The following is a 20,406-nucleotide window of genomic DNA, read 5'->3' as shown; positions in this document are numbered from 1 at the left end:
TATCGGGCGCTCCTCACTCCACTGCCCGAAGCTCCAACGAGCTCCGGGCTCTTTTCGATGATCCTTTGTGACTTGCGAGCTGCTCGCAATGTGCACGAAGTTCGCGCCGGATGAAGTTCTCGAAATAGCCGCTCCCCTCTTTGGCCGAATGAAGGCACCGGTCGAAGGACGTGCAGGTGACAATTGCGAAGGTGTATGGGCCGTCTTGCGTGTTCCGCCGGACCACTAGCGGTCGCGGAGCACTGGGCTTTGGCGACCGCCGGCGCAGCGGCGGAGTTGCGCGATCGCAGTTCAGTTCGATCGGCAACTCACACGCCGAGGCGACGCTTGCCATTATATCCCACTCGACACCCAACTTCAGCTTCGGGCCCAGTACCAGACCCGATGCTCCTGCGTATGACCTGTCGCAGCTCCTGGGGGCCCCCGCAACTATTCTGGATAAATGATCATCGTGATAAATTGAATGTCATCGTCCAAGAGCTTTTCCGGACCATGAGGAACATACCCAGAGAACGTGAATGCATCACCCGGCTCGAGCAGTAACGTCTTATCTTCAAATCGATATTGCATCCTCCCTCTCAGCATGTAGACAAATTCCGTTCCCTGATGCTGAAAGCGCGGATAGGTCTTGCTTCTCTTGTCTATGTTGATGAGGAAGGGTTCAAACACCCTCCGTGGCCAATGGGACAGCAATCGATAGGTGTACCCATACTTAGTGCCTGAGCGAACGACCTCCATCTGATCGGAGGTCTTGATGAGTCCGGCCTCCCCCCTCGTTTGCTCGACCTCACTGAACAAGGTCGAAAGGTTCATACCGAGTGTCGCGCAGATACGTGCAAGCAGCAACAGGCTGGCGCTAGAGTGCGCAGTCTCGAACCGACTGAGCATCGGGACCGAAATACCTGCTGCCGATGCGACATCACCAAGCGTAAGCCCCCGCTCGAGCCGAATACGTCGAATGACACCGCCGATTCTCTCGTCGAGTGGCGGCGTCTCCATCCCCATCGCGGCATGCAAACGCTGTTGCGGCGCGGGTCTTCCCTTGAGAGCTCCTCGACGCTTCTGATCCGATTGCCCAACCTTACGCAAACCAAGATCTCCCACAACGAGTGGTCGTGTAAGAAATGAGCTCCAGAGCATTTTTGCGCATGGCGTCGACGACGGATCCGGCCGGGAAGACCGCACTACGGCTAAACTCCGTGAGAATACGTGCCAGTTGGAAGCTGTGGCCGCCACGGCAAATGTGAGGGTCATCAGTCACGATGTGATCTTCCGTGGCATCATGCATCTGCTCGGGGGCATATTCCGGTTCGGTATTAGTGAGTACCGGCATGCTTGCCCGAGCGCGCCGCCGCGTCCACCAAGATCATCCGCCTCTATTCGTGATCGCCTCGATCAGCGCGTCTGTTTGGCGCTGGGTCGTGCCTGGCGTGATCACCAAATGGCTAACGTCCTGAGTCGCAATTTGCCATTTGGCCTTGATGCTTCCTTCGACGGGTGGGAACACAACCGTAAGCGCATTGGGATTCCGCCACGCGCTGACGCCACGGGCATTAAGCTCATCGGCTGTGTAGGCAGCCAGTTGCTCACATTGGTGGAACATCCGTTTGATTCCTTCGATACCCAGACTGCGGATCGCATACCAAAGGATGATCGGCGTATACGCATTGCGCGATCCACTCAATGTCGTATCTGAGCTGCCGATGTAATCGATGGCGCGCATGACGCGCTGAACGTGCCGCTTGCGCGAGAGAACGACGCCGCAAGGCATCGGCGCGCCAAGAAACTTGTGTCCGCTGAGCGTGATCGAGTCGGCTCCATCCGCGAAATCGAATGCGGGCTTCGGATCTAAGAAGGGCGCGTACGGCCCGCACAGAGCCGCGTCGGAATGGATATAGATCGCGCCGATGCCGACATCGCGAAGGACCGCACGAACTTTTAGCGTATCGTCTTTGCCTTCCTTCATTGTAGTGCCAATGTTGGCGACGACAACGGCCGGGCGATTTCGGGTACGGGTCGCCTTCTGCGCTAGATCGTCATAGCTCATTTCTCCATTTGACTGCGAACGCACCACACAGTGATCCAGCCCGAGCAGACGAACCCCTTTGCTCACGCTATAGTGTGTGTCCTGCGAGAAATACGCGACAGCATCCGGATAGAGCTCGCGGGCGAGATACAGCCCATAAATGTTCCCCTCGGTCCCTCCATTGGTGATGTACCCCCAAAATTCGCGAGCAGGCGCGCGAAACAGCTGGGCAAAGAAATCGATAACTTCGCATTCGAACTCATGCGAATTGACACGATAGGTCCCTGGTTCGAACGGATCTCCGAGGTTGTTGCCTGTGAGGCGCATGAAGCGCCACAACGGCTCATAATCGAAGCCCCTCGCAAACGGGTAGCCTAGAAAACATCCGTTCGCCTCCTGCATGGAGGAGAATAATTTATCCAGTCTTTTGAGATCCTGGGATTGTAGCATGATGCGCGTCTTGCAGGCGACAGGATCACTAGATCCTGCGGCCTGTTCCGGTTCTGGTTCACGTGTGGACAAAGGCCCGCCTTGGGCACCGGGCCAACCGGCGCTCCCTCTCAAGAAGGACGGCGGAGCATCGGGAAAAACGGCGGCGAACTGCCGACCTGAACCTCACCCACGATCTTCCATCCCAGGCGTTCATATAGGCGTGCCGAGCTAAGGCTGGTGGCTTCTGTAAACGCCAATCCATTCGCCTCATCCAGGATGGCAAGACCGTATCGGTATAGAAGGCCTCCCCACCCGGACCGCTGGTGCATGGGATCGATGCCCAGCATGGTGAAATACCAGTACGGCTCCGTAGGGTGATACTTGCCGAACTCTTCGAATATCCTTTCAGTTTCCGTTCGTCTGTACTCTGGAACGCTCCCGAGCAAGTACTTCATCATGCGCGCGTCATCGCGGTGCACTTTGTCGGTTAGCCACAGAAGCGCGCCTTTAATGCCGTCCTCGAAACACGCGCCACTTCGATCCGTGTACGGATCACCGGCGTAATACTCAAGGAAGCCGACGAAATGGCGCAAGTAACGCTCTGGCTCGGGATATAACCATCTCAGCAGTGGACACATCGTAAAGGCTGTCGTGAGAACGGCGATGACCCTCGAGCGGTCCTCAGGGGCGACGATCTTGATCGATCCGTTCTCACTTGACGCGGATTGCATAATTACTCCTCTCTCCAAAGCCATACGGACAGCTACGATCGCAAGGCGAACGAAGCCGCAGTGGAAATGAGGTTAAGAAGCTTCGGACTAGGTGACTCCCGAAGCCCATAGCCTTGCGATTCCATTGTCCTGCAACTCCGGCGTCTCACGACCGGCTCGAGCGTACGGCCACCTAGCGTGCAGGATTTGGGCCACTGCGCGCAGCGGTAGACGCGCGTGTTTTCGGGACACGCAATGTCAGGTTCGTAACAGGGGTGGCGGGCTGTATGCATGAAGCCCGTCCGCTTTCGGACGGAGACGCGTGCAGGCTAAACGTTGCTATTCAGCAAGACGACACGGCACGGATCGCCCCGCTCATCTTTGACCCCTCTCGTACTCCAAGTGGTTCCATCCTTTATCGCAAAAAATCCGCTTGCCGATACGGTCCGACGAGGTCGGCCAGCCAAATCGCGCGATAGAACATCGAGCATTTCCACGCATGCCGCCCTCGGCGACATTGAGTGTCAGTGAAATCCGCCAACGGGGCGTGCCAGCAGGCACTGTTGGTGGCTGGATTTCGCGGGCATCAGAGCCGCGAACTTGCAATGCAACGACAAGCTTCATCGCGCGCGCGTTGTCGTATGGCACGATCCGCGAGTCCCGAGGACTTCGCTCACCGCGCGCAACGATCGCCCGATGCGTGAACGGCGACCAGCTCGGCTAGCCGTTGCTGACGCTCGGGCTCCTGCTGCAGGATCAATAGTGCCTCTCCTATGGTGACGGCCATCAACGGTGAGGGCGCGGTGGCGAAAATGAACGGACGGCAACGATTGATCATGACGGAGCACACCGGAGGCGGGAACAAGCGCTCCTAGCAGCACCCAGCGCCTTGCCGCAGGTATGGACGACCAGGAGATTTTCGAACGTCTCGTAGGGCGCGGTGAGCCCTCGTCCCTCCCCGTGGCATGAGCTTCAGTACCATCAGGAATGCATCGTGCCGGTCTGCGAGTGCGACCAGGTCCTTGAGCGGGGCGAAATCGCCATCCGTGCTGTAGAGGCTTCAGCGAACGCCATTTCGGTCCTCCGGTATGGTGATTTGATAGGCTTGGTTGAATTTCCCGCCTTTCACCAGGAGGCGCTTTCCGGCCCGAGATTGAAGTCATCCTTCCGTTCAGGCTCGCCTGCGGCGCGCTGCACCATTCCGGCAGGCGCAGAGCAAGCGTGTGGGCAATCGGCTGTGCAGATTCCACAGCGATTAACACCTCGCCCTCCCAGGGATAGTTTCCGCTCATCAGCAACCGCAGCGTATGCCCACCGACCGATAGTGCCACGCTATTGCCAATGTAGAGATTGATGTAGAGCGCGTCAGCGCGTGGCGTATAGATGTAGTGTCCAAGGGATGTGAAAAAGGCGCGCAATGTTCGGCGGACAGCACGCGCAGCCAAACCAGCGCTGCCGCACCGGCGCGACATGATTGTAAAAGCCATTGGACGTCAGCGTTTTCGGATGAGTTTCGAGCGGGTTAGCGTAAAAATATTGTAGCGTGCGCGCTCCATCACATCGGCATAGCGGCCGTCCGCTTCCATCTCCAGCATACGGCGCGCGAACATCATCAGACCAATCGACGCGCAGCTTTCCGCATGTGCAGTATGGTTCGGCAGATCGCAATCGCAGCTGAACGCTTCGCCCAGGCTTTGCCGATACCTCCGGTAATATAGATCTGCCGCTGCACCATGTTTTGCCATAGCCTCAGGCAAGCCTGGCGTTGTTGCTCATTCTGATTTAGACGCGCGAGGTGAGCGACCGCGGTCATGAGGTATACAAATCGAACCGCATGACCGGTTGCGATCCGCTGTTTCGAAGCTGCCAGGTGCGCCTGGCTGTAGGCTTTATTGCGCACCGCCCAGGGCGGGCCGTATGATTTGACGTGGCCGGATTGCCGCCGCTTCTCGTATTCGATGTCATAGAAGTGCGGCTCTGTGCCACGTTGCTCCACCAAATAATTGGCGAGCGTCAGATATCGCTGTTCCTGCGTCGCTTCGTAGAGGCGCGTTAACGCAAGTTCGATTTCTGGATGACCATCATAACCGTGTAACTGATCACGCTCAGGGCCGAAAACCGTGCAGACGTGGTCAGCAAGCCTGCAAACGACCTCAAGCAGGCGTCGTTTGCCTCCAGCCACAAAGAAAGCGACGCCGGCTTCAATCAAGTGGCCGGCATAGTAGAGCTCGTGACATTCGGCGAGATTGCTCCAGCGCTCCTGAGGGCCCTTTAGCATGAAATAAGTGTTGAGATAGCCGTCGCCGCATTGCGCGGCCGCAATCAATTCAATCAGCTCGTCGGCGGCTTTCTCCAGGTCCGGATCGGGCGTCTGGCACAGCGACCAGGCAACGGCCTCCAACTATTTTGCGACATCGCTGTCCTGAAGAACCGTGCCGTAGAACTCACCCTTCGAACGTCCGGCGGCAATACGGAAATTTTCGACCGCGTGGCTCGGTGTTACTTCGGGATTGCGATCGTTCAGCGTGTCCCATTGATAGGGAATCGCCACTTCAATCACCACTTGCTGGAAGTTCCCAATCAGCGGATCCGATACCTGTAAGTCGTGAAGATTGACTTCGGCTACATCCCGCTGATTCATTGCGTTTCTCCTTCGTGTCGGGCGAATGGGCGCCTGGCTCAGGCAAGTCAGCTCGCCATGAGCAATTTCTGGCCCCTGAAATGCCATGCATCGGCGGCATAGGTCTGTCCGCCGCAGACCCTGGATTCCCACGGGCATCGCGCCTGGACAGCCAGCGCTTCGTTCATGCAGCCTAGCCCCGAATCGCCGGCGGCGTTTTTTGTCGACGATATCTGGATGGTAACCAACATGACTCCACTGCGTGTCGCGCGCCTGGCGAAAAATCGATTGACCATGCGCATCAGAACTTCGCGCTGAAGATGGCATTGAGTCCGTTCTGGGTAATGCCGGAGCCAAACTGGCCCTGGTAGGCGATGCCAAGGGTGCTATTGCTGGAAAGCTGGAAGTCCAGACCCGATTCAACGAGTGCCACGTCCTTGCCGATGGATAAGCCCGAAGCTGCAAAAGCGCTGGACCCGGCAGCAAAGCTGGCCGTCGACAGTGGAATGCGATCACCAACGGCATGGCGCCAACCAATATCGGCTCGGGCAGTCGTGGCGATTTGGCCAAGTTGAAAACGCCTGGTCGCGTAGACGCCGAGGGTGGAGAGCGTCGTTTCCATCGTGTTAGCTTGAATATTTAGCGCCGCTCCGCCCAAACCCCTCTCGCTAAAACCATCCGTCGCGACACGAACATGGGCGAGATTGGCATAAGGCTCGATCACCGACCCGTTGCCGACATGGACCTTGTAGCCCAGCTCTCCGAAAATCTGGAAAGTGCCTGCATCGTAATCCGAGATCAGATTGTCATTGAACCCCGGGAACCTAACATTGCGGCTCATCTCAAGATCGTGCCATGTATAGGCAAGACCTGAGCGGAAGGCGATGGCCCCTTCTGGAACGGTCCACTCGGTGCCGGCATAGGTGCCGAACGTGTAATTGTCGCTGCGGCCCGACGACGAACGACCGCTAGCGTTGAAAGTAGAACGGCTATAGCCTGCAAATACACCGAAACGCCAGTCGTCAAGTACCGACGCGTCGATACCGGTCATGACGCCGCTAATGCTGGATCTGGTGCTTGCAGCATTGCGATCACCTGATTGGGTCGCCCATCCGCCAAAGGTAGAACCCCACGCTGCATAAGGCTGCAAGTCATAGGACGGCAGGTCAAGGGAAGCAGCGCCGATAGCACCGATGGCAGAGGCAGAATTGCCGCCTGTCCTCTGCCCGGCACCATAACCCATCACCGCCATCGGCGACGACGGCGCCCCGCCAAACGCCTGTTCGAGACGGTTATAGACTGCCGAACGTGCATAGAAGCTGTCATTGACACGCCTGCCCTTCTCCGACGCATAGACGGACGGCGAAAGCTGACCCAGCGCAGATGTCACCACCGTGCCGTCGGAGGCGGAGAAGTCGAGCGCCGCGACGAGCGGGTGCAGTCCCAGAGCAGCGTTGCCAGCTACTCGGTCGAGCGCCGCGCCCACCTGGCGGCTGCTGGCATCAGCCCCATAACGCGAATAGGCATCGGTTGGGCGGGAGAGTGTCAACGCGTAGGTATTGTCGCCCTGGGCTGTAGCGCTCGCCAGCAAGGTTGGCGATTGCAGCGATGCCGTCACGTTCGTGAACGAACCCGTCAGATTTGTTGCATTCAACCATCGATTAGAGGAAACGCTAAAATCGTTGCCATACCAGCCACGCAGGGGCGTGATCGCGAGCGCACCGTCGAGCGTCGCATTGCCGCTCACCACGAGGCGGCTGAACGCACCGATATCGTTCACCGCAACCTGTAAGCGACCGGTCGAGGTTTGCAGATAGTCGCCATTCACCGTGATGCTGTTGTCAAGACCATCGATGAGCGGCGCGACCGCGCCATTATTGGTGAAGCGGCCATTGGTATTGAGGAGATAACTGCCGTTGCCGGACAAGGTTGCGCCTTGCGCGACGGTTGCGCCGTACACTTCGTGATTGCCGGTAAACAGCACGGCGCCACCAGACAGCTCCAGCGATAGGTTGTTGCGTCCAACGATGTTTCCTTCATAGCGGATTGCAAAGCTTGCGTCGGGCCGTCCCGTGGAATGACCATTCGCGTCAGGCGCCATGCCGAAGGTTAATTTGGTCAGGCGCGGAGAACCGTTCTCGTCAGGCTGGGCGTAATCAGACAGGATGTCCCCTGACAATGTTGCGCCACGCATCACATTGATCTGGCCCACATAACCATTGTTCGACATGTACATCGCGGCATAACTACCGGCTAGGCGCCCGGTCAGATCATACGTGCTGACGAGCGGACCGTCGATTTCGTTCAGCATCGGCGCCGGACTATTGCCAATCGTGTGAATGTACGAGCCACGATATTCACGGTCATTGCCCAACACATTGTTGCCAAAGTCGAAACTTGCCGCGATGCCATGCTCGCCGAGAGCCTGCACGTCGCCACGCTGAGTCAGTGTGTGATCCTTACCATAGGCGAACATGACGCCGCGCCCATAGGCGCCGTCGGCGTACACGCGGGTTCCGGGCGGAACCATGATGTGATTGTTTTCGCCGTCGACGCGGATGCCGGCCCCCCCTGCTCCTTTCGAAAGCAGGTCGGCGCTCTGGAGCAGAGTGTTGTGGCTGCCATAGACGTGCAGTCCGAGTCCGCGCGTGGCCGTGTTGTATGTATCTGGCAGATAGGCGGTGCGGTCGGCTTTGCGAGCGAAGAAGGGATTGTCGTTTACCAGATTCTGGCCGTTTCCATAGATGGAGTACCCGAACAAATTGCGCCGATCGATACTGTAACCTATATCTTGAAACGCGGCGATCTCCGCTTCCATCAGGGCGGTGTAGTTCCGGTATCGCTGATGGCTCATCAAACTGTTCTTTAGTTCGCTGTGCGTCATGCTGTCCTTCGATCGCAGCGGAATACCTGGCATGGCACCGGCCATCACTTCGCTCACATGCTCCCTTTTGAAATAGCCTTGATCACGTCGCAGATCGAAAACGTCGGCAGCTGGCTGGTTCGGGCATTGGGAACAATGAATCGCCTGCCCCGGCTGAGCCTGTTTGCCATTGTCATCGTACAAATGACTCGTCCACCGATTTATCGTTTCGGGAAAATACAGCCCGCCGGCACGACCAATGAAGTCAGCACCCGTCATGCCGAGCAGATGCGCGTTCTCGTGCACGCTAACGGCTGAAAGGTTTGTGCTCGGTGTCATAGACACTTGGGACGGGATGTAAGTGTGCGGTGAAAATCCCATCTGGCCGATGCCGATCGCGCCATGAGCACCAGATTCAAGTTCGCCCGGATCCTGACCGGTGAGCGCAGCCTGCACCTTCGTGCCGGCTCCATGAGAAGGAGACATGCCCCAGGCATTGTTATCGTAGTTCGCGCTGATACTAATAATCGCTGGCGATTGACCAGGGATGACCTTGATGATTTCAGCCCAATACTGAATCCCGGTAAGCACCTGATCTATCTCCCAACGGGACAAATTGCGCGATGAAGATCCCGGATCGGCCTCGTCGGCACTGAGTATGCGGACCCGCATGAACGGCACACCGCTCGAATCACCGACATCGTAAATTTCAACGGCCCTGCTGGGCGAGCCGAGCAACGCGAGAACCGCCAGCACGGTGATTGTGATCGTCTTCGTTCTCATACTACACGTTCTATTTCAGAGCTTTGGTTGCAGGTGTGCTATGTCGTCCATCTTCGGGCGCGAGTGCGCGCTGATGCGCGAGCGAAGCGCGGCCGTCATTGGTCAAACATTGGCCGCGAGCCTTCGCGGCCATAACCTGACGGCAGCGCCGCAATATCAAAGCGGCCGCTCCTCTGTGGCGACCTTGATGGATCGAGATCCAAGAGGCGCGTCGTTGCTATCTCCGATGTCTTTGACAGCAACTTCCTGGAGCTCAGACTCTGGACGCATCACGCTTGCCATTTGCAAACCGCTAAGCTGCGGCTCGCGATGAGCGGATATCACCGCCTGATGCCTGCGTCGCCGGCGCGGCGTCGGTCGTTTCCACGGTACCGTCAACAATGCGAGCTCCTATTATCTCCGATCGCATGAAGGTCCTGTATTCCGCAGGGGAGACTCCCGACAAAACAGCATCCTGCACGCAATCGGGCGGCAGTGGAGCAAAAGCCGGGCCAATCCCCTCACGCTTGCGCACACGTGCAACGGGCCGAACGCACCATGCACGCGCGGCAGCCCTTGTGTGTGAAAGCAGGCACCAGCTGTTCGGCGCCCGCCAACCTTGTCGCGAACTCGCCATTGCATATGGACAGGCGCGTTCGCTGCGACGGCCTTCAAGGCCGTCGTCACACGGCCAGACAGCAGATTTGCGTCGGGATCGATAGGCGGCTGCGCAATTGGTCCAGCAGAGAAACGATCCGGATATAGTCATCCACCGTATCGGTAGCTGGATTGACCCCGATCACTGCGTCACCGAGCCCATCGACGGCCAACGTGGCAATGCCATAGGCATCATCGGTTGGGTGGTTGGATTGCCCGTCGAAAGCCGTCCCATGAGCCGGATCGTCGAGCGAAATGTCGTGACCACTTCCCGTTTCGACGCCACCGAGATCAGATCCTGTAATCGCATGATCTTCGAGACCGCAGCGACCATTTCAGGCGTCAGGCCGGCGCCACCGCCTCAAGCTGCTGTTGGCCGGTTTCGGGCTTCAGCAGCCATTCGCGGAATTCGCCGACAGTGAGCGATGAGACGATCGCAAAGACCGCCGGATCATGTCGATCCAAGGTCAGGCGCCGTTAGTATCGGCCGGATCAGTTCGTGAGCGGCAAATCGGCCAGCGCCATCTGGGCCGCAAGCCGCTCGGCCGGACCGTCAGCGGCGAAGCCGACAAGCTGATCGCTCGACCGCTCGGGCGTCGCCTTGGTCATGAGATCCCTGAGGTCGGCAAAGCCGAAGACCGTCACTTTGATGGTTGTCCTGTAGGGCAGGATCGGTGGTTATCCCTGGATCAAGGCGAGCGCTTCGGCATGAAGCCGCGGAGTTGCGGTTGCCAAGATGCGCCCTTCCGAGCGAATCGAGAGCGGGCATCCCTCCCAATCGGTGATGCAGCCGCCGGCGCCCTGCACGATCGGCACCAGTGCCATGTAGTCATATGGCTGAAGCCCCGCTTCGAGAACGATGTCGCAGTGTCCCGACGCAAGCAGGCCATAGACGTAGCAATCGCCGCCGAAACGGCGCATCCGTGCAGCTCGCGATAGCCGCTCGAATGGCTCCATCTCGCCTTTGCGGAACATGTCAGGCGATGTGGTGTAGAAACGCGCGTCGGTGGCGCTCTCGCATGCGCTGGTCCGTGCCAATCCATCGCCGAACCACGCCACGCCGGGCTTCGCCATCCACCGCTCACTCGTAAAGGGGACGTCGATCAGGCCGCAGAATGGTCGCTGCTGATAGGTCAACGCGATCAGCGTGCCGAACAAGGGAAAGCCGCTGATAAAGCTCTTGGTGCCGTCGATCGGGTCGACGATCCACGTGAACGCTCCGCCGGGCTTGGCTCCGATCTCCTCGCCGATGATGCCATGCTCCGGAAAGCGCGCCTCGATCCTTTCCCTGAGACGCAACTCAACGGCTTGATCGGCGATCGTCACCGGGCTGGCATCAGACTTGGCGAGGACATCCAGCGGCGTGCGGAAATAGGACAGCACGATGGGCCTGACCGAATCCGCAAGCTCGGCGGCGAATGACAGATAGATATCGGCATCGTCTGCCGTGACGGCATATTGGACCATTAGAGCGCCCTCAGGAACGGCGGCCATCGCGGATTCATTTGCGCCAGGTGCGGTCCAGCCACACGGCGTGCCGGTCCGGAGCGCGCCAAGATAGGCTCAAGCAATCCGCTTAGGCGGCTCCAGGCTCCCGCCCGAAACGTCCTGCGCCTGCCACCAGGATTTCAAGAGTCGTTTCGCGACCGCGGTGGGATCATCGTCGTCGCCAAGGGCGGCCTGATACGCAACGCCACTATCTTTGAACTTGTTAAGCAGCACGTATCCATCCTCGACCTTGTATTGTCCTTCCGCTATCTCGCCGGTATCGCCCTTCGCGCCCGACGGGGAGCGAACGATAACACTAAGGCTGCGATATTCATGCGGCATTTGGACACCTAGATATGTGATTGGTCTATCAACGCGCTGCCGATCAAACGTGGCGCGCGAGGTGCGATACGTGTTCGTCAAACGCTACGACATTGCCCTTCCACCTGATCGAGCATGACCCGTGAAGGAACTTCGTGCGGCTGCCCAGGCACCTTTCAGGCAGCGGCTGATTAACCCCATTGCCTGACCAAAAGCTGACGCCGCGATCAATTTCTCGAAGTCGGGAACTTGCGGGCCCGATGCACTCCAGTCAACTTAGAACAGCGATGCTACAAGCCTCAAACTTGTCAGAGTTTTGCAGCTGCGCAGGCAGTCTTCGTCTTTGTCAAGGCGTCCACCAATCGCGGCGACTTGATCGACCTTGCCGCCACGTCAGCAACTGCGGGTTCAAGGCTGAAGGGCTGACCGCCAAAAACAAAGACAACTTCGCCATCTTCGATTGACGATCTCAGCCCTCGGAGGTTGATTGGGTAGTCGGCCCCGTCCACTTTACTCGGCCGTGAATACGCCAACCCGATTACATTCTTGGAAATAACTAGCTCGAGCGAAAACGTGCGGGTGGCGATCAATTCGATCAGGTTCTCCGGCAGAGGTTCATTAGGCTCAATATCGATGCCGAGAGCTGCAATCCTTTTCGTCGCTGCCATAGCGGCGGCTACGACTGTATCGTGGTGTGCCAAAGATCCGACGACGCCGGCTGGCCAGATCGGAACACCGAAGCGCGTCTTAGGATCGGCATTGGTGGGACTACGCAGTGGCAGGTCATTCGTGCAAGTGCCGGAGATTGGGCCTGTATCCCGGTCAAAGCTGTTGACGCTCAATGCTGAGCTTATTGGTTGGTGGTCCAGGTCCAGATAGTTTGCGCCTTTGCCGGAGTGACTAGGATCACTCCAAAACACAAGCATACCGAAGCTAGCGGGACGAATATCTCGGGCAATCGCGATTGCCTTTTGCGATGGCGATACGACAGAAGGCATCTTTGATACGACCGTCGCGGTCGCCGACTTCAGAGAACGAGGTGAAAGATGCAAACCGGCGGAGACGACTACAACAGAATCCGCCGGGCCGACGCGACGTACACGGAGCGTTCAGAAGCGCAATCGGCGAGCCCGCGGACTAGAGCCGAGGAACGCCAAGCTTAGGAGTTAGATAGGGAAGGCCTTGGAAAGTGGACGGGATCTAGAATCGGGCTCATTTCTTCAATTTTAGCATCGATCAATTTGAGAACGGCGGCCGGAACGACATCCCGCTCTGGGAGATTCCACCAATGGTCGTTTAGCGACGATACGACTTCCTCGACAGCCGAGATGACCGCCGGTTCGGGTAGACGCGCGCGGTTGGCGAACTTGCGCCAGCAGTCCGGAGTAAGCGCTTTGAAAGACTTCTCTCCTCCGAGAGAGAGGGCCATATCGTCCTTCGGAAAGTAAGCAGTGGTCGATAGGACGTCATAAACGGGGGCGATAGCCGGGGTGCAACCGTCACCCGGGTATATTGTGGACCAGTTCTTCAAGTGCATGTCGCCATTGCCGACGAGCGCGGCAAGGGCCAGTCGACGAACGAATTCGAGTGCGGCGTCGGTCGAAACCGCCACGTTCAGCGCTGAGGCGATGTCGTGGTATGATGCGGCATCATATTTTTTGGATGGCTGCCGGCCAAAGACCTGAGCGAAATCTTCGATGTGAATTCGGGCGCCTTCCGGCCGCCGGTCGAAACGCTTCACCAGCAAGACCTTGCCGGTCGACAGAGTATTGAATTCTTCGGGAATTCCCTCGAAATCGGATTTATCGACAAGCTCGCGCTCGGGCACATCCATTCCGAGGATTTCGGACATTGCCAAAATGGCGAACTCGTTTTCCGACAATCCGATAAGGTTGGCCGAAGGGAATTTTGCGATGTACTGACCTTGCTCGTCGCCGATGGGCAAAGTCAGTCGGCCCTTGTCCGTGTTTTTCATCACAGAAAGCTTCATCTGAACTCCCGCTAAGGAGAACCGAGCTTTGATCTCATGTGGGTTTTCTTGAACCGCTATCGTTGTGCTGCCGTCGCTCGGCACGACACGCACCGCGCCTGGCAGGTCCTCGCCAAGCGCCGCCAGGAGGTCGAAATCGTTTCCTTGCCTCACTGTGCCCGCGTGGTGCTTTTCCATCGCCTCGCGAAGCTTGTCCTCGGGCAGCATGTTCGCGAAGAATGCCGGCAGTATGTGTGCTGCGGGCTTCGGATCTTTACGAAGGCCGCCATCAGCGGAGCGGAACGAGAGGCTCAATATCGGGGGCCGCGCCATAGCTCGATAGGTCGGATCCAGACTGAACGCATTGAAATCACCCGGCGTGCGCACGAGCGTTCCAACCTTGAGTTCTTGAAGGAACACGTCCAGCGACTGAATGGTGTCAGGGGCGCGGACCCGGGTGCTCATCATCATCATCCATGTCGGTAGTGAATGCCGGCCGATCTTCGTCTTCGGATGGACGAAGGAGTGCATTGACGCCGGGTACCGTCGCCTGTGGGATCAGCATCAGCTCCATGCCGAGCGCGCGCGCGACGTTAATCAGCGTGGTCGCCCGTGCAGCGGCGTCGCCCAACTCAATATCGCGGTATCGCGGTCGAGAAATGCCCGCGCGTTCGGCCACCTGCCCTTGGGTCAGGCCCACTTGCTTTCTTGCGTCCCGGAGGAGCCGTCCTAGCTGTTTGATTGCTTCTGAGTTCCGCTCCATGATCTGTTTTCGTATCTTCTAGTGCCTAAAAGAAACGTAAAGGTATCAAAGTCCGCTTGCATTTGTCAATGTCACGATCTGTTAGCGCATCATTTGTCGGCGAGGACATGATGGGCCACGACGCCCTCGAGGAGTTCGGGTGCCGCGGTGATTTCGCACTGCTGACCGGGGGTGATTATCACCCTGAGTGGCCGCCCGCGCGTCGGCGAGCGTGTGGACCTCGGTGGGTTAATCCGCCTCTGGAACGCCCCAGAGCCTGGTCGCGCGCCCTTTATGGATGGCCCGCCCCTCCCGCCGACGTCGGTATAGGATGTCGGTGTTCAGAAATAGAGGGAACGGACCATAGTGATCCTTGGCATCGACCTGGGCAAGCACAGCTGCAGTGTCGTCGGGTTGGACGAGCGCGGGACCATCGTTGTGCGGCGGCGGATGCGTCGCGACGGGGTGATCGCGTTCGCCGCAAGCTGGCGCCTGCACAATGGCGATCGAAGCATGCTGCGGCGCCCATCATACGGGGCGGTGGCTGGCGGCGTTGGGCACAAGGTTCGGCTGCTGTCGCCGGAGTATGTGCGCCCTTACGTCAAGGCCCAGAAGAACGACCATCGCGATGCCGAGGCTATCGCTGAAGCTGCGACCCGCCCCATCGTGCGCTTCGTTGAACGCGAGGAGCAGCTTGACGTTCAGACGCTGCATCGGGCGCGCGACCGCCTGGTCGCCGAACGCACGTCATTGACGAACCAGATCGGGAGCCTTCTGCTAGAGCGTAGGCACATCGTGGCGCAGGGCCACGCTCGACTACGCCACCTTGCTCGGCGGACTGCTGGATTGCGGCTCCGGCACGTTGAGCCGGCGCATGACGTTCCTGCTCGGAGATATGCACATACGCTGGGAAGGAACTGGACCGGCGCATCGCCACCTTTGACGCTGAGTTCTCTGCCATGGCCCGGGCCGTAGGTCGACTCTAGCTGTTCTCCATGGCTCAATTTTCTAGATCAATAGTACTGGAGAAAAGAACGACTAGGATGTTCGAATCTCGCGGTATTTATCTCTTGGTGTCGGCCCTGGCCGTCGCTTTGGCCGCTAATTCGTTCAGAGGCGCGGACACAACCAAGATTGTCGGCGGAGCGGTCCTTGCCTCCGTCGCAATCGCCATCCTCAGCTACAAAAGTTGGCGAGTGGAGCAACTGGCGCGCCATGACTGTAAGGCCGCTGCCTTCTATTGCCTCGATGGCGAGCCATAATCGCGCCCTGGATACTCCACGGCTGTATGTCCGCTCAGCGGGTCCTAAATCCGCGTAGAGTCGCGAAGGTGCTTCCCGCAGAATAAAGCGAGCTTTGGATTTGCGACACTAGCGCAGTGGTCCAGTCCAACCATGGCACTCGCACCCTGACCGCTTGCGCCCATGTCGGGAAGAGCTTTACCAACTGTCATGACGCCGAACGCGTCGTGGCCGTCGACGATGTCCAGCTCGATGTTGCCGCGGCGGAATTCCTGGGGATCGTCGGCGCATCCGGCTCCGGCAAATCCACCTTGCTGTGGCTCGTCAACCGCCTGCTCGATCCGCAGCGGCCGCCTCATGCTGGAACGCAAGGACGTCCGTAACGTCGATCCGGTTCGCTCGCGCCGGCGCATGGGCTACGTGTTCCAGAGCGGTAGCTCCAACGCGCTGGCGTTGAGGATTTTGAAATCACCTAGCGCCAACCGAGGAGCAAGGATACGACAAGGACAGCGAGCACCGGCAACACTGGTACGACGATGTCGCAACAGAAGCCTAGCGGGTTACTTTCATTGGGTCGCTGGAGGGCTAAAGCGTGGATAATGAGCAGACTTATCTTTGCCCTTGCATAGAAGCCGCAGCGCCTTTGGGAGGCGCTGCGCTTTTCCGCCTGAGTTTGAGTGCCCCTCAGAAGGTGAAGGTCACGTATCGTGTCGGGCGCGCCATTTGCGCACAAAACCGCGAACATTTTCATTCTCGGTCTGTCTGCGGGCGGTGGCTGCTTGCGGGACATCCTTGCTGCCGATGATCCTGATGGCCTCGCCATCGACTGCATCGATGATCGAACGGACATAATCCCGGCGAGCGTTCGTCTCGCCGGTATCCAGCGATCATGAGTCTCGCCAACGCGCGACGGCATTGGTGGCGAAAGCCATAAGATGGTAAGAAAGTCCCCCCGGGACCAACCAGTGCCGACTGAAGTCCGGCTGCTCGCACCAGCTTGTTCAGGATCGCCATGGCGTCCCCGTCCCCGGCAGGGCATGCCGCGAGAGCATCGCAGCGATAGCCTGTCGGTGACGTTCCGGAATCTGGCAGCCTGCGCGCGGGAGGATCTGGCACAGCGCTCCGCCGCGCCACATCAGACATTGTCAGAAGTCCGACAAAGGACGTTTTTCAAGCCGGACGACAGCTGCCCGTCAGCTCGCCATCAGCTTGTCTGGGTATCCTCGCAGCAGGGCCTAAGCAGCCCGAATTGATGCGTAGATACTAGCGCAGCACAGAAAGGTGAATCGTCATGTATGATCGAATCAGTGGCTTATCCACACGCGTTAGACAAGCTGACGAACCGAGCCAGTCGGTGGATAGCGGCAGATTTACGAAGATAGTTGCAGATCTCGCGCCTCAGTGGAGCTCACAACCGGGGGAATTGCCTGACAAGATGGGAGCCTGCTGCAGCAAGCCACATACCTCGGATGCAAACGTTCACACTTCTAGCGCCTCCGACCCCAGTACATCCTCTTCAGAGAGTTCGGCCACCTCCTTGTTCGAGTACAGAACGGCCGGCCTGCGTGATGCGAATGTGGACGGCATCTGCGTTGGGCTGACTGCGGAATGGTTCCGCCATCTTAACAACAGCCCATCTACCCGAATGAGTGCGCTCACACCCGGATCGGGAACGCATGCCTCAGCGGCTGAACGGCAGCAGCAATATCAAACTCTCAAGGATTTGTTGCGGAGGAGGGGAGCAGGATCTTCTCAGGCCGACCTTCAGGCACAAAATACCATGTTGGAGGACGCAGGCTTGGAACCGGCTGGAGAAGAGAAGAGATTCGCATTCGGCAAGTCTTCGAACATCAAGCGGATGGTGAACGAAATCAACGAAGATGGATCAAATCATTTGCTCAGCTTGTATTTCGCCGAAGGCGGCGCACACACAGTGGCGACGTCGGCCTCGAATGGAAGGACCACGCTTTTCGATCCTAACTATGGAGAATTTACCGTTCGATCAGATCCGGACGAGATGGCTTCGTTATTCCAAAGCCTCGCTAATCGTTACAGGAATCCCAACGGGCAGCATTTGTCGACGATCACGACGCAAAGGATGCAGTGAGCTGGGCCTTTCAGGCCGCTGGTGATTGACGCCTCCTGTGAAGGCGCGGATGCGTCGGCCGTCGCTCGCGTTCGGTCGTGGCGTCGGGGCCAAATCTGCAGCGGATAGCTAGCTGCATGCCGGCTGGCGAGTGTGCCGGCATCGAAAGCGGGGGTGCCGGTCCTCGCGATCCGTGACGGCCGGCACAAATTGCAATTCTGTTTCGTTGACCAGCTGCGGTTGCTCTCAACTGACGTCGCCAAGAAGCAATTACCCCGGCGACAATGCCGTCCGCTTTCGAACCACGCGCTTGATCCAGTCCGACTGTGCGCAGGGTACTCCTTGTTTCATCCGTCGGAATGCTCGTAAGGCGGATATCGCTAGGTTGTCTGACGAAGCAGACTTCATATTGCGCAAGGGGCATACCGATTGGAGCACTGCGAATCGCACCGATCGATTTGTGAAAGCGAGCGAAGTAGGGAGCTCATGCCTCGCGACGATGGCGACAGGCACGGCATTGCATTGAACTCCGCTTCAGCGGCATCTATTGGACCCGACATCTCACCGTACCGGGCGTTTGGCGTACCCGAAGAAGCTGCGCTTTATCGCGCCGACGTCAATCTCGAAGCTGATAGGATTCGGCGGATCCGACGTGAGCCCCCGCAGCAGGTCGACCATTTCGGCAGAGGGTGCAATGCCGAATTCACGGCGCAGCACCAGTGCGAGCGCGCGGAAAGTCTTTACGGCGTGCGATCGGTTGCCCATTTGCGAAGCGATCTTCATAGCAAGCGCCGTAGTCTCCTCATCGCCAATGTCAACCTTCATCGCGCGCTCGCACCAATAGAGGGCGCTCCTGCGGTCGTTCTCGTTGAGGCAGGCGAGGATGAGGAACTTCAGCGCCGACAGATATTTCGAGCGCAGGCTTTCCCGCTCCTCAATGATCCAGCTTTCGTCGAGGTCGGGCAACAGATCTTCCCTGTAGAGCTCGACAACGCGCTGCACCCTCAGCAAGTCGGCGGCGAGTATCTCCGGGTGCGAACAGCAATCGTCGAAGACGGTCTCAAATTCGTTGGCATCGATATGCAGAAAGGAACGTCGGGGCAGGCTGACGAAATTGCCGAAGGATTGAATCAGTCTCGCAGGCACGGCCGGGTGTGCGGAATGCAGCAACTGGTTGATCCGGAACAGTGCTACGCGAACGTTGCGTCGCGCCTGCTCGCCGGGCATGCGTCCCCAATATAGTCCCGCGAGGCGATCACGCGGAATCTCGCTGCCCGACCGGCGCGCCAGATACGCCAGGATCGCCGCCAGCCGCGCCGAGATGTCGACGCGGTTGCCGCCGACGCCCAGGCTGAAGGTGCCGAATAGACGGATGTTGATGGCCGGGATCGCGCTTTCGCTGGGGCATTCCTGGGGAGTGGTGACCTGAAGTCTCGAAACCGATGCTAGGCGTAGCTTCACGGGAGCTTCTGCACGCATGGCTTTACCTCCAACAATATGGGAAATGCTCTCGCGCACGAACGGCAGACGTACCACCTTCGGCACCGTAGATGCGCAGGAGCCAGCGGTCGCGGCCGTCCCAGCGCGGTTGGAAATCGGGACGCATGTGCAAAGTCCGCCAGTTGTCCAGGATGACGATATCGCCGGTCTCGATCGGGAGGTGGTGGACCAGCCTCCTGTCGGCCAACGCGCGCGCCATGACTTCCAGTGATGCACATGCGGCAGCCGTTGTCCCGCGACAAAGGGCCTGGTTGTAGCGGGAGTAGAAGCCGCCTTTGCCGTCCCGCACCAGGATTGGCACCGAGCGGGCCTCGGTTCGATCGCGGAATGAATCGGGAGCGCCCACCACGAACTGCGGCTGCAGTAGCGCCTCAACTGTCGCCGGATCGAGACTCGCGAGAACATCGACCAGCCTTACGAATGTAATCGGGATCGACGGCGAATCATGGATGACGGCCCAGCACAGCCACCGCGGCGCCGGCGACCTGACGGCGTTGCGCTCGTCGCCGATAGCGCGATAGGCGCCATCGGCATGCCACAGCAACTCCTTTGCCCAACCTTGCGAACTTGCCTCGCCGGTCGCGGCAAGACGCGGGCAGACGTGACGAACGATGCGGCCGTCGTTCTCGCAATCGTAGGAGAATGCCTGCAGACCTAGCACGGCCATCACACCGACCACATTGGCCAGCGTCAGGCGCAGCGACGACATGTCAGGATCGCCTTCATAAGGTGTCGGAGGCGATATCGGATCCCTCGGAAGCCCGCGCAGGTGGATCACATCATCGCGCTGCAAGGCGGTTGCGATCTCTCCGATCTGCGATTGCCCAAGCATTCGTTGCAACCTGGCCGCGGCGCCGCTTTCCCAGCGCTTGGGATCGCGATCGGGATCCGCCTCCATGAACGCTTCATGCGCCGTACCCGCGTTGCGGAGCGATGGGTGCAACAGCAAGGGCAGTGAGGCTGCGTTCGCGCGCGGCTCGCAGTAAACC

The 20,406-nt window shown here is 58.7% G+C and carries 16 protein-coding genes and 4 pseudogenes; 3 read left to right on the top strand and 17 right to left on the bottom strand.

The annotated features are described in order from the left end of the window. Positions 1-429: 429 nt before the first annotated feature. The 15 genes and pseudogenes from P6U25_RS09555 to P6U25_RS09485 all read right to left on the bottom strand — a co-directional run bounded on the left by P6U25_RS09555 (position 430) and on the right by P6U25_RS09485 (position 14,611). Positions 430-1,089 carry a helix-turn-helix domain-containing protein gene (locus P6U25_RS09555; protein WP_280973313.1) on the bottom strand — a complete coding sequence of 220 codons (660 nt, stop codon included), beginning with the start codon at positions 1,087-1,089 and terminating at the stop codon, positions 430-432. Between the two features lie 277 nt (positions 1,090-1,366). Then, the gene (locus P6U25_RS09550; RefSeq protein ID WP_280973314.1) at positions 1,367-2,476 is read right to left on the bottom strand and encodes a histidine decarboxylase; all 1,110 of its coding nucleotides are present in this window, start codon (positions 2,474-2,476) and stop codon (positions 1,367-1,369) included. Positions 2,477-2,586: 110 nt separating this feature from the next. Next, positions 2,587-3,189 (bottom strand): N-acetyltransferase, encoded by a 603-nt coding sequence (locus P6U25_RS09545; protein WP_280973315.1) that lies wholly within the window; start codon positions 3,187-3,189, stop codon positions 2,587-2,589. A 308-nt stretch (positions 3,190-3,497) separates the two neighbouring features. After that, a pseudogene (locus P6U25_RS09540) lies at positions 3,498-4,228 on the bottom strand (aminotransferase class I/II-fold pyridoxal phosphate-dependent enzyme); the annotation flags it as partial. 148 nt (positions 4,229-4,376) lie between these two features. After that, positions 4,377-4,640 (bottom strand): annotated as a pseudogene (locus P6U25_RS09535) (hypothetical protein); the annotation flags it as partial. Further along, positions 4,534-5,569, bottom strand: a pseudogene (locus P6U25_RS09530) (glycoside hydrolase family 127 protein). The pseudogenes P6U25_RS09535 and P6U25_RS09530, both read right to left, overlap by 107 nt. Then, the gene (locus tag P6U25_RS09525; RefSeq protein WP_280973317.1) at positions 5,570-5,809 is read right to left on the bottom strand and encodes a hypothetical protein; all 240 of its coding nucleotides are present in this window, start codon (positions 5,807-5,809) and stop codon (positions 5,570-5,572) included. It abuts the pseudogene before it with no gap. A gap of 47 nt (positions 5,810-5,856) precedes the next feature. Then, positions 5,857-6,090, bottom strand: coding sequence for a hypothetical protein (locus tag P6U25_RS09520; protein WP_280973318.1), 234 nt, complete (start codon positions 6,088-6,090; stop codon positions 5,857-5,859). Beyond that, positions 6,090-9,434, bottom strand: a complete 3,345-nt coding sequence (locus tag P6U25_RS09515) for an autotransporter outer membrane beta-barrel domain-containing protein (RefSeq protein WP_407151089.1) — start codon at positions 9,432-9,434, stop codon at positions 6,090-6,092. The genes P6U25_RS09520 and P6U25_RS09515 overlap by 1 nt, the downstream gene beginning before the upstream one ends. A 662-nt stretch (positions 9,435-10,096) precedes the next feature. Beyond that, positions 10,097-10,679 (bottom strand): annotated as a pseudogene (eutB, locus tag P6U25_RS09510) (ethanolamine ammonia-lyase subunit EutB). A 69-nt stretch (positions 10,680-10,748) separates the two neighbouring features. Continuing rightward, complete coding sequence (hisN, locus tag P6U25_RS09505; RefSeq protein ID WP_280978218.1) at positions 10,749-11,537, bottom strand: histidinol-phosphatase; 789 nt, start codon at positions 11,535-11,537, stop codon at positions 10,749-10,751. Positions 11,538-11,633: 96 nt separating this feature from the next. After that, a complete protein-coding gene (locus tag P6U25_RS09500) occupies positions 11,634-11,900 on the bottom strand; it encodes a hypothetical protein (protein WP_280973320.1) in 267 nt (88 codons plus the stop codon). Positions 11,901-12,187: 287 nt separating this feature from the next. After that, on the bottom strand, positions 12,188-12,877 hold the full coding sequence (locus P6U25_RS09495) for a hypothetical protein (protein ID WP_407151088.1): 690 nt from the start codon (positions 12,875-12,877) through the stop codon (positions 12,188-12,190). A 161-nt stretch (positions 12,878-13,038) separates the two neighbouring features. Then, positions 13,039-14,313 carry a type II toxin-antitoxin system HipA family toxin gene (locus P6U25_RS09490; RefSeq protein ID WP_280973322.1) on the bottom strand — a complete coding sequence of 425 codons (1,275 nt, stop codon included), beginning with the start codon at positions 14,311-14,313 and terminating at the stop codon, positions 13,039-13,041. Then, positions 14,288-14,611, bottom strand: a complete 324-nt coding sequence (locus P6U25_RS09485) for a helix-turn-helix domain-containing protein (protein WP_280973323.1) — start codon at positions 14,609-14,611, stop codon at positions 14,288-14,290. Before P6U25_RS09485 ends, P6U25_RS09490 begins: the two co-directional genes overlap by 26 nt. Positions 14,612-14,956: 345 nt before the next feature. On the opposite strand from P6U25_RS09485, the gene P6U25_RS09480 reads away from it, so the two are divergent. The 3 genes from P6U25_RS09480 (at position 14,957) to P6U25_RS09470 (ending at position 17,938) form a co-directional block, all read left to right on the top strand. Then, the gene (locus tag P6U25_RS09480; RefSeq protein WP_407151087.1) at positions 14,957-15,565 is read left to right on the top strand and encodes a transposase; all 609 of its coding nucleotides are present in this window, start codon (positions 14,957-14,959) and stop codon (positions 15,563-15,565) included. 403 nt (positions 15,566-15,968) lie between these two features. After that, positions 15,969-16,214: an ATP-binding cassette domain-containing protein gene (locus tag P6U25_RS09475; protein WP_407151086.1), complete on the top strand. Its 246-nt coding sequence runs from the start codon at positions 15,969-15,971 to the stop codon at positions 16,212-16,214. A gap of 1,154 nt (positions 16,215-17,368) precedes the next feature. Continuing rightward, on the top strand, positions 17,369-17,938 hold the full coding sequence (locus tag P6U25_RS09470) for a YopT-type cysteine protease domain-containing protein (protein ID WP_280973326.1): 570 nt from the start codon (positions 17,369-17,371) through the stop codon (positions 17,936-17,938). 540 nt (positions 17,939-18,478) lie between these two features. Here P6U25_RS09470 and P6U25_RS09465 read toward each other — a convergent pair. Next, complete coding sequence (locus tag P6U25_RS09465) at positions 18,479-19,396, bottom strand: BTAD domain-containing putative transcriptional regulator (protein ID WP_280973327.1); 918 nt, start codon at positions 19,394-19,396, stop codon at positions 18,479-18,481. A gap of 4 nt (positions 19,397-19,400) precedes the next feature. After that, entirely contained in the window at positions 19,401-20,315 is a 915-nt protein-coding gene (locus P6U25_RS09460; protein WP_280973328.1) for a TauD/TfdA family dioxygenase, read from the bottom strand. Positions 20,316-20,406: the final 91 nt, after the last annotated feature.

This window comes from Bradyrhizobium sp. ORS 86 (assembly GCF_045571475.1).
Classification (GTDB): domain Bacteria; phylum Pseudomonadota; class Alphaproteobacteria; order Rhizobiales; family Xanthobacteraceae; genus Bradyrhizobium.
Note: the sequence above shows the minus strand (reverse complement) of the source record. Positions and strands in the feature narration are given on the sequence as shown.

Excerpts from the sequence above, each read along its gene's own strand:
- P6U25_RS09550 (WP_280973314.1), bottom strand. The coding sequence starts at position 2,476 with ATGCTACAATCCCAGGATCTCAAAAGACTGGATAAATTATTCTCCTCC.
- P6U25_RS09545 (WP_280973315.1), bottom strand. The coding sequence starts at position 3,189 with ATGCAATCCGCGTCAAGTGAGAACGGATCGATCAAGATCGTCGCCCCT.
- P6U25_RS09525 (WP_280973317.1), bottom strand. The coding sequence starts at position 5,809 with ATGAATCAGCGGGATGTAGCCGAAGTCAATCTTCACGACTTACAGGTA.
- P6U25_RS09520 (WP_280973318.1), bottom strand. The coding sequence starts at position 6,090 with ATGCGCATGGTCAATCGATTTTTCGCCAGGCGCGCGACACGCAGTGGA.
- P6U25_RS09515 (WP_407151089.1), bottom strand. The coding sequence starts at position 9,434 with ATGAGAACGAAGACGATCACAATCACCGTGCTGGCGGTTCTCGCGTTG.
- hisN (WP_280978218.1), bottom strand. The coding sequence starts at position 11,537 with ATGGTCCAATATGCCGTCACGGCAGACGATGCCGATATCTATCTGTCA.
- P6U25_RS09500 (WP_280973320.1), bottom strand. The coding sequence starts at position 11,900 with ATGCCGCATGAATATCGCAGCCTTAGTGTTATCGTTCGCTCCCCGTCG.
- P6U25_RS09495 (WP_407151088.1), bottom strand. The coding sequence starts at position 12,877 with ATGCCTTCTGTCGTATCGCCATCGCAAAAGGCAATCGCGATTGCCCGA.
- P6U25_RS09490 (WP_280973322.1), bottom strand. The coding sequence starts at position 14,313 with ATGAGCACCCGGGTCCGCGCCCCTGACACCATTCAGTCGCTGGACGTG.
- P6U25_RS09485 (WP_280973323.1), bottom strand. The coding sequence starts at position 14,611 with ATGGAGCGGAACTCAGAAGCAATCAAACAGCTAGGACGGCTCCTCCGG.
- P6U25_RS09465 (WP_280973327.1), bottom strand. The coding sequence starts at position 19,396 with ATGCGTGCAGAAGCTCCCGTGAAGCTACGCCTAGCATCGGTTTCGAGA.
- P6U25_RS09460 (WP_280973328.1), bottom strand. The coding sequence starts at position 20,315 with ATGGAGGCGGATCCCGATCGCGATCCCAAGCGCTGGGAAAGCGGCGCC.